Annotated in this window: 17 protein-coding genes; 8 read left to right on the forward strand and 9 right to left on the reverse strand. The window is 63.1% G+C overall.

Annotation, left to right across the window (positions count from 1 at the left end; translation table 11 throughout):
- A complete protein-coding gene (locus ABSE61_RS13795; protein WP_423871677.1) occupies window positions 1–1,098 on the forward strand; it encodes a pyridoxal phosphate-dependent aminotransferase in 1,098 nt (365 codons plus the stop codon).
- On the forward strand, window positions 1,095–2,033 hold the full coding sequence (locus ABSE61_RS13800; RefSeq protein WP_423871678.1) for a prephenate/arogenate dehydrogenase family protein: 939 nt from the start codon (window positions 1,095–1,097) through the stop codon (window positions 2,031–2,033). Before ABSE61_RS13795 ends, ABSE61_RS13800 begins: the two co-directional genes overlap by 4 nt.
- Before the next feature lie 4 nt (window positions 2,034–2,037).
- Here ABSE61_RS13800 and ABSE61_RS13805 read toward each other — a convergent pair whose 3' ends face one another.
- On the reverse strand, window positions 2,038–3,237 hold the full coding sequence (locus tag ABSE61_RS13805; RefSeq protein ID WP_423871679.1) for a DUF2125 domain-containing protein: 1,200 nt from the start codon (window positions 3,235–3,237) through the stop codon (window positions 2,038–2,040).
- 111 nt (window positions 3,238–3,348) lie between these two features.
- Here ABSE61_RS13805 and ABSE61_RS13810 point away from each other — a divergent pair, with 111 nt between their 5' ends.
- Window positions 3,349–3,927 (forward strand): gamma-glutamylcyclotransferase, encoded by a 579-nt coding sequence (locus ABSE61_RS13810; protein WP_423871680.1) that lies wholly within the window; start codon window positions 3,349–3,351, stop codon window positions 3,925–3,927.
- A gap of 10 nt (window positions 3,928–3,937) precedes the next feature.
- Here ABSE61_RS13810 and ABSE61_RS13815 read toward each other — a convergent pair whose 3' ends face one another.
- From ABSE61_RS13815 to ftsE, 4 genes are all read right to left on the reverse strand, one after another.
- Window positions 3,938–4,714, reverse strand: coding sequence for a lysophospholipid acyltransferase family protein (locus ABSE61_RS13815; protein WP_423871822.1), 777 nt, complete (start codon window positions 4,712–4,714; stop codon window positions 3,938–3,940).
- A gap of 11 nt (window positions 4,715–4,725) precedes the next feature.
- A complete protein-coding gene (locus ABSE61_RS13820) occupies window positions 4,726–5,436 on the reverse strand; it encodes a YdcF family protein (RefSeq protein WP_423871681.1) in 711 nt (236 codons plus the stop codon).
- A 93-nt stretch (window positions 5,437–5,529) separates the two neighbouring features.
- Window positions 5,530–6,495, reverse strand: coding sequence for a cell division protein FtsX (locus ABSE61_RS13825; protein ID WP_423871682.1), 966 nt, complete (start codon window positions 6,493–6,495; stop codon window positions 5,530–5,532).
- On the reverse strand, window positions 6,488–7,147 hold the full coding sequence (gene ftsE, locus ABSE61_RS13830; protein WP_423871683.1) for a cell division ATP-binding protein FtsE: 660 nt from the start codon (window positions 7,145–7,147) through the stop codon (window positions 6,488–6,490). The genes ABSE61_RS13825 and ftsE overlap by 8 nt, the downstream gene beginning before the upstream one ends.
- A gap of 343 nt (window positions 7,148–7,490) precedes the next feature.
- On the opposite strand from ftsE, the gene ABSE61_RS13835 reads away from it, so the two are divergent.
- Window positions 7,491–8,333 (forward strand): zinc-ribbon domain-containing protein, encoded by an 843-nt coding sequence (locus tag ABSE61_RS13835; protein ID WP_423871684.1) that lies wholly within the window; start codon window positions 7,491–7,493, stop codon window positions 8,331–8,333.
- A 22-nt stretch (window positions 8,334–8,355) separates the two neighbouring features.
- Window positions 8,356–8,730, forward strand: coding sequence for a response regulator (locus ABSE61_RS13840; protein WP_423871685.1), 375 nt, complete (start codon window positions 8,356–8,358; stop codon window positions 8,728–8,730).
- 170 nt (window positions 8,731–8,900) lie between these two features.
- On the opposite strand, the gene ABSE61_RS13845 is transcribed toward ABSE61_RS13840, so the two are convergent.
- Window positions 8,901–11,459 carry a TIGR02302 family protein gene (locus ABSE61_RS13845; RefSeq protein ID WP_423871686.1) on the reverse strand — a complete coding sequence of 853 codons (2,559 nt, stop codon included), beginning with the start codon at window positions 11,457–11,459 and terminating at the stop codon, window positions 8,901–8,903.
- Window positions 11,460–11,645: 186 nt separating this feature from the next.
- Here ABSE61_RS13845 and ABSE61_RS13850 point away from each other — a divergent pair, with 186 nt between their 5' ends.
- Both ABSE61_RS13850 and ABSE61_RS13855 read left to right on the forward strand, forming a co-directional pair.
- Entirely contained in the window at window positions 11,646–12,026 is a 381-nt protein-coding gene (locus ABSE61_RS13850; RefSeq protein WP_423871687.1) for a carboxymuconolactone decarboxylase family protein, read from the forward strand.
- Window positions 12,027–12,031: 5 nt separating this feature from the next.
- Window positions 12,032–12,940 carry an NAD(P)-dependent oxidoreductase gene (locus tag ABSE61_RS13855; protein WP_423871688.1) on the forward strand — a complete coding sequence of 303 codons (909 nt, stop codon included), beginning with the start codon at window positions 12,032–12,034 and terminating at the stop codon, window positions 12,938–12,940.
- 48 nt (window positions 12,941–12,988) lie between these two features.
- Here the strand turns inward: ABSE61_RS13855 and lysA are convergent, their stop codons facing one another.
- The 3 genes from lysA to argH form a co-directional block, all read right to left on the reverse strand.
- Entirely contained in the window at window positions 12,989–14,254 is a 1,266-nt protein-coding gene (gene lysA, locus ABSE61_RS13860) for a diaminopimelate decarboxylase (RefSeq protein ID WP_423871689.1), read from the reverse strand.
- An 8-nt stretch (window positions 14,255–14,262) separates the two neighbouring features.
- The gene (gene lptM, locus ABSE61_RS13865) at window positions 14,263–14,544 is read right to left on the reverse strand and encodes an LPS translocon maturation chaperone LptM (protein WP_423871690.1); all 282 of its coding nucleotides are present in this window, start codon (window positions 14,542–14,544) and stop codon (window positions 14,263–14,265) included.
- A gap of 82 nt (window positions 14,545–14,626) precedes the next feature.
- Window positions 14,627–16,024, reverse strand: a complete 1,398-nt coding sequence (gene argH / locus ABSE61_RS13870) for an argininosuccinate lyase (RefSeq protein ID WP_423871691.1) — start codon at window positions 16,022–16,024, stop codon at window positions 14,627–14,629.
- Between the two features lie 243 nt (window positions 16,025–16,267).
- Here argH and tlpA point away from each other — a divergent pair, with 243 nt between their 5' ends.
- Window positions 16,268–16,948 carry a thiol:disulfide interchange protein TlpA gene (gene tlpA / locus ABSE61_RS13875; RefSeq protein ID WP_423871692.1) on the forward strand — a complete coding sequence of 227 codons (681 nt, stop codon included), beginning with the start codon at window positions 16,268–16,270 and terminating at the stop codon, window positions 16,946–16,948.
- Window positions 16,949–16,982: the final 34 nt, after the last annotated feature.

Raw genomic sequence — 16,982 nt, forward strand, 5'->3', positions numbered from 1 at the left:
ATGTCCCGACCCGTGCCGAATCCCGGCATCCTCGATATTGCGCCCTACACGCCCGGCAAAAGCCCGAAGGCGGAAGCCGGCCGCAAGGTGTTCAAACTGTCGGCCAACGAGACGCCGTTCGGCCCCTCGCCGAAGGCGATCGAAGCCTACAAGAGCGTCGCCGCGCATCTGGAGGACTATCCGGAAGGTACCTCGCGGATTCTGCGCGAGGCGATCGGGCGCGCCTTCGGTCTCGACCCCGACCGCATCATCTGCGGCGCGGGTTCCGACGAGCTTCTCAACCTGCTGGCGCACGTCTATCTCGGCCGGGGTGACGAAGCGATTTCGACCACCCACGGCTTTCTGGTCTACCCGATCGCGACGATGGCAAGCGGCGCCACGATTATGGTGGCGCCCGAGACCGAATACACGGCCGATGTCGATGCTATGCTCAAGCTCGTCACGCCGCGGACCAAGCTCGTCTGGCTTGCCAATCCGAACAACCCGACCGGAACCTATCTGCCGTTCGACGAGGTGAAGCGGCTGCGCGCCGGATTGCCGTCGCATGTGCTGCTGGTGCTCGACGCGGCGTATGCAGACTATGTGTCGCGCAACGATTACGAGATGGGCATCGAACTGGTGGCGACCACCGAAAACACGGTGATGACGCACACGTTTTCGAAAATTCACGGCCTTGCGGCGTTGCGTGTGGGGTGGATGTTCGGGCCGGCACACATCGTGGACGCGGTCAATCGCATCCGCGGGCCGTTCAACGTCTCGACGCCGGCGATGTTGGCGGCGATCGCGGCGATCGAAGACACCGCACACCAGGAGATGTCGAGGACCCACACCGTTACGTGGCGCAACTGGCTCACCGAAGAACTGAGCAAGCTCGGCCTGAAGGTGACGCCGAGCGTTGCCAATTTCGTGCTGATCCATTTTCCGCTTCAAGCGGGCAAGACGGCGGCGGACGCGGACGCTTTCCTCACCAACCGCGGCCTCGTATTGCGCGGCTTGAAAAATTACAAGCTGCCGCATGCACTGCGGCTGACGATCGGCACCGAGGAAGCCAACCGGCTGGTCGTCGACTGCTTGGGCGACTTCATGGGGTCGAAGTGAGTACCACGCCGCATTTCGATCGGATCGCGCTGATCGGCTTCGGCCTGATCGGCGGCTCCATCGCGCGCGCCGCGCGTGAGCAGGGACTGGCGAAGGAGATCGTCACCACCGCGCGCTCGGCGAAGACCCGCGCCCGCGTGATGGAACTCGGCATCGTCGATCGCGTCGTCGAATCCAATGCGGAAGCAGCCAGCGGCGCCGACCTTGTGATCCTCTGTATTCCGGTCGGTGCCTGCGGTCCGGTCGCGGCCGAGATCGCAGGCCATCTCAAGCCGGGTGCGATCATCTCCGACGTCGGCTCGGTCAAGGCCGCGGTGGTCAAGGACATGGCGCCGCATCTGCCCGCAAGCGTGCATTTTGTGCCGGCGCATCCGGTGGCCGGCACCGAACATTCCGGACCTGACTCGGGCTTTGCGGAGCTCTTCATCAACCGCTGGTGCATCCTCACCCCGCCGGAGGGTACTGACGCCAGTGCAACCGAAAAACTGCGCGCGTTCTGGGCCGCGCTCGGCGCCAAGGTCGAGATCATGACGCCCGAGCATCATGACCTTGTGCTCGCGATCACGAGCCACCTGCCGCATCTGATCGCCTATACGATTGTCGGCACCGCCGATGAACTCGCGCAGGTCACTTCCTCCGAGGTGATCAAGTTCTCGGCCGGCGGCTTCCGCGACTTCACCCGCATCGCTGCGTCCGATCCCACTATGTGGCGCGACGTGTTTCTCGCCAACAAGGAGGCGGTGCTGGAAATGCTCGGCACCTTCAACGAGGACCTCTCGAAACTCACCCGCGCGATCCGGCGCAACGACGGCGAGGCGCTGTTTGAGCATTTCACCCGCACCCGCGCGATCCGGCGCGGCATTGTCGAGACCGGCCAGGATTCGGCGGCGCCCGATTTCGGCCGCCCGCACGAACAACTGACGAAGAAGCCGTGATTTTTTAAAACAGCGGCGGGACCTGGCCTACTTTCAGCGGCCCGAGATAGACCGCGCCATCGGCAAAGCGCAGCGGGAAGGTACGCGCCGGTCTACCTTCCAGCGTCGCCTGTTTGCCGAGCGCGTTGATGCCGGCGGCGACGCCGACATTCGCGTTCTGCTTGACGACCTTGCCGAGGCCGGGAATCGCCTTGTCGAGCGCTCCGAGCAGATTATTGACATCCTGCGTCTTGACGCCCGGCGCCATGCGATCGAGCGTGGACTGCGGCACGCCCTCCTCCAGCATCTTCTCGATGCCGAGCGCGGGAATGATTTTCTCGATCCCCGTCACCGTCATCTCGAGCTCGCCGTCGATACGGCCCTGCGCATTCAGCGCGAGGGTGCCCGCGGCAACCGCGATCAGATCGTCCTGTTGAATACGAGACTGAACGATTTCGACATGACCGCCGGTCGCCTGCAATTCTCGAAAACGTTCCGGCCATGGCTTTGGCGTGAGGTCCTTGAGGCCGGTCAGCTTGGCGTGGATCTCCGCGCCGAACGGCCGCGCCAACACAGGATGAATGTCCTGCACGCTGCCGGACTCGATCCGAAACACGCTTTCGATCACGGGATCTTCAAGCGTCGAACCTTCCGCCAGGCGGCCGTGCAGTTCGACATGCTTGGCGCGCGCCACCGGCACCTGCACGACATTGTTGCTGCGATCGATCGCAACGTCGTCGAACACGATCGAGGCGCGTTGTGGAACTGCGGGCAGTCCCACCACGCTTGCGCGCGCCGTGCTCCAGTTCACCTGCATCGCGGGCGCGTTCGACGATTCGGAAACGCTCGCCGGCGCCTTGAATTCCGCGATCAGCAATTTCGGATCGTAGATCTGCGCGACCGCCAGGATCTCGCCGAGATTGATCGTGACCGGCGTGGGCGCCGCAGCTGCCGTTTGCGAGGTCAGTGTAACGCGCGCGCCGTCGCAGCGGACTTCGAGGCGGAACGGATAGCCTGACATCGACTGCTTTGCGCAGTCGTAGCTTCGGCCCGATCGGGCCTCCTGCGCACGCCAGGCATCGGCCTTCACCTCGGCCTGCGAGACGGCATAAAACCAGAACGCACTCCATGCCACAGCGGCAATCAGGAGCAGGATCGGCATCACGAAGAGCGGCCAGCGCGAGCGACGGCGCGGAGTATCAGTGGGCAAGGTCATGGTGGTCATAAACGGACTATTGGCCGTCAATTTTGTCAAATATAAGCAGCCACTTGCCGGAACTATATTTGAAGAATTTACACTTCGTTTCGCAATTATGTTCTGGTAGCGATCTGGTAGATGTCTGACACAAAACCCCACACACCTGCGTCCTCTCACGAAGATCTCTGGGTCTTCGGCTATGGCTCGCTGATGTGGCGGCCGGGTTTCGAATTCATCGAACAAGTCCCGGCGCGACTGATCGGCGAACATCGTGCCTTGTGTGTCTACTCATTCGACCATCGTGGCACGCCTGAAAAGCCCGGCCTCGTGCTTGGCCTCGACCGTGGCGGCGCCTGCCGCGGCATCGCGTTCCGCGTCGCGGCAACACAACGCGACGAGGTCATCAATTATCTGCGCGGCCGCGAACAGACCACCCACGTCTATCGCGAGGTCATGCGCTCGGTCTGGCTGGAGAACGAAGCACGCGAGCGCGTCTCGGCTCTCGCCTATATTGTCGACCGCGGCCACGTCCAATATGCTGGACGACTCTCGCTGCATGAACAACTGCGTTACGTACGGCAAGGCCACGGCCGTTCCGGCAATAATCGCGACTATGTGCTCGAGACCGTAAGATCAATCGAAGCACAGGGGTTCCGCGACGCCCCGCTGCATCAGCTCGCGCTGCTGCTGCGCGATGAGGCGCCGCTGCATCGCTAAATCAGCGGCTTTACGCGTTGGCCGAGGCAGAATTCCGCGCGCGGCCGAACAACTGTTCCTGTTCCCGCCGCGCCACCTCGACGAGCCGCACCGTCGCATCCTCGATCGCGGTGGAAATACGCGTCAGAAACTCATCGCGCGCCAGACCCGGTGGTACCGGATCGAGGAACTCCACCACGAGCGTGCCGGGATAACGCATGAAGGTCCGGCGCGGCCAGAACAAGCCGGAATTGAGCGCGACCGGCAGACAGTCCACGCGGCAGCTCGCATAGAGCTGCGCGACGCCGGGCTTATATTGCGGCGGGGCACCGACCGGCCTGCGGGTTCCTTCCGGAAAGATGATCAACTGGCGGCCACCATGCCGTACTTCCTCGCTGGCCTGCCGCACCATTTTCAGAAGCGCACGACCGCCGGCGCTCCGATCAACCGAGATCATGCCGGCCTTGATCAGATACCAGCCGAAAAACGGGATCCGCGTCAGTTCGCGCTTGAGAATGTAAAGCGGCTGATCGAACCGTTGCAGCAGCGCGAAGGTTTCCCACATCGACTGATGCTTGGAGGCGACGAGCAGCGGACCTTTCGGGATTTTCTCGAGGCCGCGATATTCCACCTTCACGTTGCACACCACGCGCAACAGCCAGGTGTTTTGGCGCGACCAAAGCTGAGCGACCCTCATGATCGCCGTGCGCGGCATCAGGAAGGTGGGGACAATCGCGAGCAGCCAGCAGACCAACAGCAAATAGAACAGCACGTTGTAGATCAGCGAGCGCAGGAAAATGGAAAACATCATGGAACCGGTTAGTTCGCTTGCGCCGTTGCCGGCCGGCGCGGCGCGAGAGAATCAGAATCGGTGGTTTCGCGCATGAAATCCAGACCAGCATCCGCCAGACGCACCCGCACCTCGGCGGCAACGTATTTGACATACTCCGATAGCAGGAGCCGTACCGTTGCGCCATTGGCCCACCACGGTTCCTCGCGCCATTTGTCGCCGACCACCGCGAAGGGAATGAGGGCGATGTCGGGCATCGCGTGGGACAATTCGACGATCGCCCGCGGCATATGGTAATTCGACGTGACGACGATCAGCGATTTGAAACCGCGCTCATGCGCCCAGCGCCGCGTCTCGGCAGCGTTGCTGCGGGTGTTGACCGCCGAGCGGTCGAGATCGACGCAGCAACTCAGCAGCGATTGATTATCGGTCAGCGAGCGCGAGATGTCGCTGGCGCCGCTCGCCGGATGCACGCCGGAAATCAGAAGCCGCTGGCCATAACCATCCGCCAACAACTCCATCGCGTCGGAAACCCGCGACGATCCGCCGGTGAGCACGACGATGCCGTCGGCGCTGCGTGACGGCCTGGCCTCAGTTTCGTGCAACTGCGAAAGAAACCCGACGAAGCCGGCCGCAATCGCAACAACGACCGCGACTACGCCGACGATCACGGCACGCCCCTTCTTCCGCGGCGCGGCGGAAGCGGATGCGTTGGGTTCATGGGCAGGCGTGCGGCTCATAGCGAATGTCAAATCCGATCCAACGACCCAATTCTAAGGCATGATCCGGAAAAACGGGAACCGGTTTTCACGTCTTGGCAATATTTCGCAGCCTCATTCGATATCGTTGAGGGTGGCAAACAGCGTCCGCCGTGACGCCCAGGCCGTGATCGCGGCGATCACCACCGCCTGCACCGCCAGGATCAGGTAACCCGAAGGGCGCAGCGAAAACGTCCCCAACAAAGCGGCGAACTGATCCCCGACCGGAGTGCCTGAGAACCAGTTCGCGATCGACTCCGAAAAGCCGAAAACGAGCATCGCGATGCCACCGCCGGTCACCCCGCCTTCGAGACCAAGCCTGAGGAAATGCCGAAGGAAGCGGTTGGCGATGTAGCGGTCGCCGGCACCCACAAAATGCAGCACTTCCACGATCGGGCGGTTCGCAGCCATTGCGCCACGGGTGGCGAATGAGACCGAGATGATGGTGGCGACGATCACCAGCATCAGAATGCCGATACCCGCGACCACGGTCGCGCCGGTCATCGAACGCATCCGCTCGATCCAGGCCCGGTGGTCGTCGACGCTCGCGGTGGGCGCGGCCTGCGTCACGCGCCGGCGCAGCATTTCAAGATCGATCGTCGATCCCGGCTGGACCCGAGCGACAAGAACGCGCGGCACCGGCAAATCGTCGAGCGAAAGCCCGCTGCCGAGCCACGGCTCCAGCAATTTGGCGGACTCTTCCCGCGAAAAAGGTCTGACCTCCAAAATGCCGGACTGCGTCCGCACCGCTTCGGCCACGGCCGTTGCGTCGCGATCAACGTCACGACTGGGCGTCGGGCGAACCTGGATCGTGATCTCGCTTGCGACCTCCGACTGCCATTCAGCCGCCGATGCGCTCACGAGCAACACCGTGCCGGTCGTGATCGAGGCCAGAAAGGTCATGATGGCGACGACCGCCACCAGCGCGCTGCCGACGATCGATCCGCGCGGCACGATCGGCGACATGTTGCGCGCCCGCGCCGACACCTGCGGGCGCTCGCGCCCGAGATCAACCAACGGTCCGTGATCGGTCCTACTCATAGATGTGCAGCCGTCCCTCGTGCAGCACCAGCCGCCGGGCATCATACTGATCCATCAAGGTCATATCATGGGTGGCGATCACGACCGCGGTCCCCGACTTGTTCAATTCGATGAACAGCCGCAGCAAGCGCCGCCCGAGCGTCGGATCGACGTTGCCGGTCGGCTCGTCGGCCAACAACAAGAGTGGCCGCGAGATCACCGCGCGCGCGATCGCCGCCCGCTGCTTTTCCCCGCCCGACAAAACCGGCGGCAGGGCGTCCATGCGTTCGCCCAGGCCCACCCATTTCAGCAGATCGATGACCTCCTTGCGATAGCTCGATTCTTCCCGGCCCATCACACGGAACGGCAACGCGACGTTCTCATAGGTCGTCATGTGATCCAGCAGTCGGAAATCCTGCAACACGATTCCGATCCGCTTGCGCAGGTCCGCGACCTGATCCTTGCTGAGCAGCGAGACGTCATTGCCAAACAGGTTGACCAGGCCGCGGGTCGGCCGCAGCGAAAGGAACAACAGCCTCAGGAGCGAGGTCTTGCCGGCCCCCGAAGGGCCGGTGAGAAACTGGAATGAATGGGCCGGAATGGCGAAACTAAGGTCCCGCAAAATCTCCGGGCCGAGCCCGTAGCGCAATCCAACATTTTCGAACCGAACCAAGTTCAGCTCCGTTCGGTGAAGGGGGAGACCGGAAACCCCCGAAAACCGGCGGCCTCAGCCCACGGGCCCGGTTGTTGCCGGGAACCAAACGAAAGAAGTTTTGCTTCGTTTATGGTTTCCGATTCGTTAACGGTCGCCTTGTAGCATTCTGGGGCCCTGCTTCCGAAGTCAATTGCCCCGAGGCAGTTCCCTTCAGGCACCGACCTTGGAAAACGAGGGGCACCGGCACCCCAGACTTCCGGTACCGCTTTTTCGATTTGAGTATCCCCAAAGGGCGCAGGCACGGGCACCCCGGGGGTTCAAATCAACGGCACTGGCCAGCGCTCTTGCGGAGACCTGCTCCATGCAGATCATTTGTCCCCATTGTTCGACCTCCTACGGCATTGATCCGGCAAAGCTGGGCGAAGCCGGCCGCAGCGTGCGCTGCTCCCGCTGCAAGGAAGTATGGCTGGCACGGCCCGAAGATGCCGTCGAATTCGCGCCGACGCCGGCGATGGCGGGGGCAGGCGACGAAGCCGAAGGCCAGGACGCCGCCGCCGAATGGGACGCGCTTGCCCGTGAGGGCGAAGCGGACAGCGAAGCCCCGCATGTCGACAGTCCCTCGATCGCCGGTGGCTGGCAGAACTCCACCGACTGGCCGGCGGAGCAAAACGATGAGCACGGCGAGGAAAGCTCACGCTCCGGACGCTTCCCATGGCTCGGCAACCTCTCGAATGCCCTCCCTCGCGCGCCTCAGTTCAGGGCGCCTTTCGGCCTGCCCACGGCATGTGCGGCGATGGGGGCGTTGGTGCTGGCACTTGTGATCTGGCGCGCCGACCTGGTGCGGCTGCTGCCGCAAACGGCCGCCTTCTACAAATTGGTGGGTCTCGACGTCAATTTGCGGGGACTCCGCTTCAAGGACGTCAGGGTCTCCTCCGAAATGGTCGAAGGCAAGCCTGTGCTCATCATCGAGGGCTCGATCACCGGCGAATCCAACAAACCGCTGGAGATTCCTCGGCTGCGCTTCAGCGTGCGCGATGCACAAGGCGCCGAAATCTACGCCTGGAATTCCGTGCTGGAGCAATCGATTTTGAGGCCGGGCGAGAGAGCCCAGTTCAAGTCGCGTCTTGCCTCTCCGCCGCCAGAAGGCCGCAATATCGACGTGCGCTTCTTCAACAAGCGAGATCTTACCGGCGGCCACGCCTGAATCGCTTTCGCAGGTGGTTAAAATGTCACGTGTGCTGATCGTCGACGACGAGGAACCGATGCGCCTTCTGGTCGCGCGCGCGATCGCGATGGACGGTCACGATATCGCCACCGCTGCCGACGGCGCCGAGGCGCTCGACATCTTGCTAAGCGGCAAATACGGCTCGTTCGACCTGCTGTTGACCGATGTCCAGATGCCGGTGATGGACGGGATTGCACTCGCGCTGACGGCCGCGCGCGATTTTCCCGAATTGACGATTTTGCTAATGACCGGATTTGCCGATCAGCGCGAGCGCGCCTCCGGCCTCAATGCCATCGCCTACGATGTCATCAGCAAGCCGTTCGCGGTGGCTGACCTCCGCACCGCGGTCGCGGACGCGCTGGCGTCCAGATCCTGACATTCGTATTTTGCCTCGGAGGGTTCGTTTACGAATGTCGGGATCGAAAGGACGCCAGCAAATATAAGCTTCCAGCGCGGGTAGGATTTGACATTCGCTCTTGAGGACTCGCGGCAATACTGAAGCGAATGTCAAATCCACCGCGCTGGCTTCACGCAAGGCTATCTAGCTCAATAATCCTTCAGCAGCCGCTCGATGTAATCGAGCTCGATCTGGGGCCGTTGCGTATCACCCAGGCGCCGGCGAAGCTCTTCGAGAATCCGGCGGACCCGCTGTACATCGATCTCACCGGGAATCTTCACCGTCAGATCGTCGCCGAAATCCTTCCCATGCAACGGCCTTCCCAAGGGATCGCTCTGGGTGCCGTCGCCCGCCTGACGGCCGGCGCGGGTACCGCCGGGGCCGTTGCCCTGGCCGTCGCCGTCCTGCTGTTGCATGGCCTGGGCGAGGCTCTGCGCTCCCTTGCGCAAGGCATCCAGCGCCTTACCCTGAGAATCGACGGCGCCATCGGCGTTACCCTCGCCGAGCTTGCCGCCGGCATCGCCCATCGCATTATCGGCTGCGCCAAGCCCATCCTCGTCATCGCCGGCTTGCGGGTCGCCATCCTGTCCCGGTTGCTGGCCCTGTTGACCCTGCTGGCCGCGCTGATTCGGTCCCATGCCGCGCTTGGCCAAGTCGTCCTGCAACTTCTTCAGCCGGTCGCGCAGGCCCTGCTGGTCCTGCTGGAGATCGCCCATGGCCTGATCGCCCTGCTTGCCGCGCTGGCGATCGCGGCGCGAATCCTGGCCCTGCTTGAACGTCTTGTCGCGCAATTGCTGCTGCTTGCGGATCATGTCGCCGAGTTCGTTCAGCGCCTGCTCCATGTCGCCGTCGCCGGATTGGCCGGGCTGGGCGAGTTGCAGATTCTCAAGCATCTGCTGCAACTGGTCGAGCAACTGCTTCGCCGCGTCCTTGTCGCCGGAGCGCGACAGCCGCTCCAGGCGGTCGAGCATGTTGTTGAGATCCTGCTGACGCATGACCTTGGCGCTGGGGTCCAGCGGCCGGGCCAAGGCTTGCGGATTGTTGCGGAACTGCTCGGCAAGCTGGCGCATGAAGTTATCGAGCGCCGCGCGCAGATCCTGGGTGAGCTTCTTGATTTCCTCGTCGCTGGCGCCTCGCTCCAGGGCCTCCTTGAGCGCGTCCTGCGCCGCACGGAGCGCCTTGTCGACATCGGTGATGTTGCCATCCTCGATGGTGACCGCAAGTGCCCATAGGCTCGCCACCGCCTCGCGCATCGTGTCGTCGGTTCGCGCCAGTTCGATTTCCCGCGCCACGCTGCGCAGGCCGAGATAGTGACCCGTCTGTTCCGCCATGAACAGTTCGGGTGCAATCATCAACGCTTCCAGCGCCTCGCCGACCTGCGGACGCTGATTGGCATCAAGCGCGAGCGCACGGCGCTGCTCGATCAGCGCGCGCGCCAGGGGCTTGGTGAAGAGACGTTCGGGCAGGCGCATATCGAACGGCTCGCTGCGTCCCTCATTGCCGGCCTGGTCCTTGGCTGTCAGCGTGAGCGTGACGTCGGCGCCGGCATAGGGATCTTCGCTGAGGTCCTTGACGGTCTGACCGACGCCGTTGCGGGTCCGGACATTCGGCAGCACCAGCGGGAACTGCGGCGGATCGAACAGCGGCCGTGCCTCGGTTCCGTCGGCCGCCTTGCGGGGCGCAAACTGCGCGTGCGCTTCGGTAACGCCGTAGTCGTCCTCGATCTTGTAGGACAGTTGCAGCGAGCCGCGCGCCTGACGTTCCGGATCCTTGGCGAGCGCAATGGTCGGTGGATGGTCAGCCAACGCGCTGAAGCGCCACTGCGGCTGTCCGGACGGCGCGCGGACGTGCGCGGTGCCATCGCCGGTGATGGTGAAATGCTTTTCGCTGGTGCCCTTGGGCGCCTGCTCGGTCGGCGCCGCCTCGCTGACGCCGCCACCCACGACGACGTCGAGCGCACCGCCGCTGGAGCGCACGATCAGCTTGCTGCCAGCCGGCACCGCCAACGGCCCCGAAGGCGGAAGTGCTGCCTCCTTGCTCGCCGCCGACAGGATGATCGGCGGCTTGCCGGTATAAAGCGGCGGCGTCACCCAGGCGTCGACCCTGACATTGTCGGCCGCGAACACCCCGTTCCAGTCGAAGGCGGCGGAGATGCGAATCCTTCTTTCGTCGCCGGCCGCGATATAGGTCGCGACCATCAGCACGGCGATCAGCGCGCGAAGCGCCCAGGGATCGTGAATCGCAAGCCGCGGCGAAGGAAGCCCGGCGCGGATACGCTTGATCGAAGCCAGCGTGCGCTCACGTTGCGCCTGCCACAGCGCCAGCGCGAACGGGTCCTGCGTCGTCAGTGTATCGGTCAGAGTTGTCGCGGGGCGGTGACGGATGCCGGTGCCGCGATCAAGCCGGGTCAGCGCGTCCTGGCGGCTCGGCCAGCGAAACCGGGATAAGGGGAACAAGGCCGCGAGCGCCACGGCCAGAAAAAGGCCAAGCCCCACAGCGCGGGCGACGAAGGGGAGGACCAGCCACAGGCCGGCCCAGGACAGCACAAGAAACAGCCCGACAACGGTCAGAAATCGCGCCAGATGCGGCCAGCTTCGTTCCCAGGCGATCGCCAATTCGGCCCGGCGCAAGGCTTGCGCGATCCGCAGCTGCGAGGCCGCCTCAGGACTGCGTTCCGGCTCCGGCGAATCGGGGGTGGGTCCGCTCAACAATCTCTCCAGGTTGCCCTGCAGCATTGGTAGCACAAAAGCGGCCGTGAGACACCCTCGCAAGTCGGATATCCCACACTCCGATCAGGGCATAACACGCATAACACGAAGGCGTGACTATACGGCCACGACCGCCTAACGTCGTTTTTTAGCTACGAAATCCCAAAAAACCTGCCGGGAAACAACATGGACAAGACTACACACGACAAGGGATTGGAAATCAGAAAAGCCGTAATGGGAGAGGCCTTTGTCACCAACGCGCTGAAAAACGTCGACGACTTCAACAAGCCGTTTCAGGAACTGGTCACCGAATATTGCTGGGGCGCGATCTGGGGCCGCGAAGAACTGCCGCGCAGGACCCGCAGCATGCTCAATCTCGCGATGCTCTCGATCCTGAACCGGCCGAACGAATTGCGGGCCCATCTCAGGGGCGCGCTGACCAACGGGGTCACCCGCTCCGAAATCCGCGAAGTCCTGATGCGGGTCGCGATCTACGCCGGCGTTCCCGCAGGCGTCGACAGTTTCCGTATCGCGCGCGAAGTCTTCGCCGAACTCGACAAGGCCTAACAAACATGGGCATTGGATTTATCGGCCTCGGCAACATGGGCTTCCCGATGGCGCGGCGCCTGATTGAGGCCAAGCACCAGCTTTTCATCTTCGATCAGCGCAAGGAGGTCATGGACAAGCTGGTTGCGCTCGGCGCGAAAGCCAACTCTTCACCCAGGGATGTCGCCGATCACGCCGAAACCGTGATGGTAAGCCTGCCCTCGCTTCAGGCTTCGCTGGAGGTCGCAACCGGCAAGGACGGCGTGATCGAAGGCAAACGCGTGAAGCGCTTTGTCGATCTTTCTACTGTCGGCTCGCAAATGGCGGTGCGGATTCACGACATTCTGGCCAAACGCAACATCGTCCAGATCGACAGCCCCGTCTCCGGCGGTGTCGGTGGCGCCGAGAAAGGCACGCTGGCGGTGATGGTCTCAGGGCCGCGCGCCGATTTCGACGCGATCAAGCCGGCGCTGGACGTGATCGGCAAGGTGTTCTTCATCGGCGAAAAGCCCGGCTCCGGGCAGACCATGAAACTCGCCAATAACCTGCTATCGGCGACCGCGATGGTGGCGACGTCGGAAGCCGTGGTCATGGGCGTCAAAGCCGGCCTCGATCCGACCGTCATGGTCGACGTGCTCAATTCAGGTTCGGGCATGAACACGGCAAGCCGCGACAAGTTTCCCCGCGCGATCCTGCCGCGCAGCTTCGACTTCGGCTTTGCCACCGGGTTGATGGTCAAGGACGTGCGGCTGGCACTGGATGAGATGAAGGCGCTCGGCCTGTCGATGGAGGTCGCCGAGGCCGTCGGCCGGCTGTGGGAAGTCGTGATCCGCGAAACCGGCGCGGACTCCGACTTCACCTCGGCGATCAAACCAATCGAGAAGAAGGCCGGCGTGGTGGTCGGCGGGCCCAAGGGCGGGCTATCGGGGAAGTAATCCACAGCGTCGTCCCGGATCGCGGGGACGACAACTACTGTTGGAACTTCACAACCACGGCGCCGGTCGGTCCATCGCAATCAGGTCATCGACCTCGAGGCGCGGACGCACCACAGCGTATTGGTTGTCCTTGACGAGCACTTCCGGCACCAGCGCCCGCGTGTTGTAAAATCCGGACTGCACCGCGCCATAGGCGCCGGCGCTCATGATGGCCAACAAGTCGCCCGCCTTCGGCTCCGGCAGCTTACGGCCGAGCGCGAGATAGTCGCCGCTTTCGCAGACCGGCCCTACCACGTCAGCGGTGATCTCCGGCGCGCCTTGAAGAGATGCCCGCACCGGCAGGATGTCGTGATGGGCCTCGTACAAGGTGGGGCGGATCAGATCGTTCATCGCCGCGTCGATGATGACGAACTTCTTGGCCTCGCCCTGCTTCAAATAAATCACGCGCGTGACGAGGATCCCGGCGTTGCCGACGATCATCCGGCCCGGTTCGAACAACAGCGTACAACCGAGATTGTGCGTCACGCGCTTGACCATCGCGGCATAGGCTGACGGCAAGGGCGGCGCTTCGCCGTCCATGTGATAGGGAATGCCAAGGCCGCCGCCGAAATCGACATGCGAAATGGTGTGACCGTCGGCGCGCAGCGTCTCGACGAATTCGGCGAGCAGGCGAAAGGCGGCTTCAAGCGGCACCAGATCCGTGATCTGGCTCCCGATATGCATGTCGACGCCGGTCACGCGAATGCCTGGAAGCTTGGCCGCCCGCGCATAGACCGCGCGCGCCTGCGGCAGCGGAATGCCGAACTTGTTCTCGGACTTGCCGGTCGAGATTTTGGCATGAGATCCGGAATCGACATCCGGATTGACGCGGACCGAAATCCGCGCCGTCCTGCCTTGCCCGCTTGCGAGAGCCGACAGCAGTGCCAGTTCGGGTTCGGACTCGACGTTGAGGCAGAGGATGTCGGCGGCAAGCGCGGCGCGGATTTCGGCTTCGGTCTTGCCGACGCCGGAAAACACGATTCGCTCCGGCGGAATGCCGGCGGAGAGCGCGCGCTTCAACTCACCGCCCGAGACCACGTCGGCGCCAGCGCCGAGTTTTGCCAGCGTGCGCAGCACCGCCTGGTTGGAGTTCGCCTTCATGGCGTAGCAGACGAGCGCCTTCTCGCCGGCAAAAGCCTCGCTAAACACCCGATAGTGGCGCTCCAAAGTGGCGGTCGAATAGCAATAAAACGGCGTGCCGACCGCATCGGCGAGTTCCACCAGACTAACCGCCTCGGCGTGAAGCACGCCGTTGCGATAATCGAAGTGATTCATGGGACGCTCTAGTTGCTGTTGAGAAGCGGATCGAGGGCGAACGGCCGTTTCGGGCCCTTGCCGGCGACCGGCAATTGATCGCTGCCATAGTTTGGATTGAACAGGCTCGGCTTGCTCGCATCGGCGGTTGCCGTAGGATCGGGCTGCACGGCGGCTGCCGGCGGCTGTCCCGAGGCGGTCGGCGGCAAATCGAGCGGTCCCTTGCGGCCGCAACCGGAAAGCGCCAGCGCAGCGGCCCCCACAAGAATAAGGGCCCACCGTTGATGGTTTCGGCTGATGTCGCGAGTCACGTGAAAGTCCCCAATGCGGGCGGCACCATACAAAGATTGATGTGTTCTGGCGAGTGTCGAATTTCCGCAAATGAATCGGCGCTCAGCCTAACTTTCGCTCTTTTTCCAGCCGTTTGAGCCAGGCTTTGGCCTGCGCCGCCACATTCTTCGGCGCAGTTCCGCCAAAACTCGTGCGGCTTTTAACGGAGGCCTCGACCGACAACACCGAAAGCGCATCCTTGGTGATCTTTGGCTCGATCGCCTGCATCGCTTGCAACGGCAGTTCATGCAAGGCAACGCCATCCGCCGCTGCCTTCGCCACAATCCGTCCGGTGACATGGTGGGCGTCGCGGAACGGCATCTTCAAAGTCCGCACCAGCCAGTCCGCCAGATCAGTGGCCGTGGCATAGCCGTCGCCGGCCGCAAGCCTCATGCGCGCCTCGTCCGGCACCATGTCGAGAACCATGCCCCTCATCGCCCGGATCGCCAGTGACAGGGCAGTAAACGCTTCCATCGCGCCCTGCTTGTCTTCCTGCATGTCCTTTTGATAGGCGAGCGGCAGCCCCTTCATGACGATCAACATCGCGGTGAGCGCGCCGATCACCCGACCGGTTTTGGCGCGCACCAGTTCGGCCGCATCGGGATTGCGCTTCTGCGGCATGATCGAGGAGCCGGTGGTGAACTTGTCGGAAAGCCGCACCAGTCCCACCAGCGGCGAAGTCCAGATCACGATCTCCTCGGCAAAGCGCGACAGATGCACCGCGGCGATCGACGCCGCCGACAAGGTCTCGATGACGAAGTCGCGGTCGGACACCGCATCGAGCGAATTGGCCATCGGCCGGTCAAAACCAAGCGCTTTCGCGGTGGCCGTCCGGTCGATCGGAAACGAGGTGCCGGCAAGGGCTGCGGCGCCGAGCGGGGATTCGTTGAGACGCTTTCGCGCGTCCGCAAACCGGCCGCGATCGCGCGCCGCCATCTCGACATAAGCGAGCAGATGGTGCCCGAAGGTGACGGGCTGGGCGGTCTGCAGATGGGTAAAGCCCGGCATCACGGTTGCGGCGTGCTCCAGCGCACGCTCCGCCAACGCCTGCTGAAACAGAGCGAGCGCGTGATCCGTCTCGTCGATGGTGTCGCGGACGAACAGCCGAAAATCGGTCGCGACCTGGTCGTTGCGCGACCGCGCGGTATGCAAGCGCCCGGCGGCGGGGCCGATCAGTTCGCTTAGCCTACTCTCGACATTCATATGGATATCTTCCAGCGCGCGTTTGAAATCGAACGATCCCTTGCCGATTTCTGACAAAATCGTGTCTAGACCCTTGGCGATGTTTTTTGCATCGTTTGCGGTGATGATGCCTTGCGCGGACAGCATCGCGGCATGGGCCTTGGAGGCGGCGATATCCTGGGCGAAAAGGTGACGATCGACGTCGATGGAGACGTTGATTTCCTCCATGATCGCGTCGGGACGTTCGGTGAACCGGCCGCCCCACATCTTGTTGCTCATGACCATCCACTCATATTCGCCGCTGCGCCTGCCTACATAGCTGGTGGAGTGGATTTGACATTCGCTACCGACCTGGTCGCAAACTCGCAAAGCGAATGTCAAATCCTAGCTCCACCAGAAACCTATATTTCCCAGTGGTCCTTTGATTCTAACATTCGCAAAAGTGACCGCTGAGACGGGATGCGAATGTTAGAATCGGACCACTCGCGCAACAAAGCCTCAAATAGCCGTATCCGAACCCGAATGACAAACGATATGCCCGAAAGCCCCCAGCCAGCGCCAGCTCCGACGCGCCGTATCCCCTATGTGATCGGGGCGGTGCTGATTGGCGCTGCGATCGGATTTACCGGGGTATACGGGCTTGGCGGCCTCAAGCGCACCGCATCGGGCGATTCCGCCTGCGCCCCCGCGGTTAACCTTTCGAAGAAGATCGCGCCGCTCGCCCAAGGCGAAGTCGCCGCGCTGACCATGGCGACCGCCCCGTTGCGGCTGCCCGATCTCACCTTCGACGATGCCGACGGCAAACCGAAGAAGCTCTCGGACTGGCGCGGCCGGACCGTGCTGGTGAACCTGTGGGCGACCTGGTGCGTGCCCTGCCGCAAGGAAATGCCCGCGCTCGACCGGCTGCAGACCAGGCTCGGCGGGAAGGATTTCGAGGTGGTGGCGATCAATATCGACACCCGCAACCCTGAAAAGCCCAAGAATTTCCTGAAAGAGGCGAAGCTTTCCCGGCTCGGCTACTTTAGCGACGAGAAAGCCAAGGTCTTTCAGGATCTTAAAGCCATAGGCCGGGCACTGGGCATGCCGACTTCGGTGCTTGTCGATGGCCAGGGCTGCGAGATCGCGACCATTGCGGGACCCGCCGAATGGGACAGCGAGGACGCGGTCAAGCTGATCACCGCGGCGACGGCGACGGGCTCTTAATTCACCCCCGCGCCGGCGCGCGCTAACGGCGGCA

The organism is Bradyrhizobium sp., assembly GCF_049519115.1.
Taxonomy (GTDB): domain Bacteria; phylum Pseudomonadota; class Alphaproteobacteria; order Rhizobiales; family Xanthobacteraceae; genus Bradyrhizobium.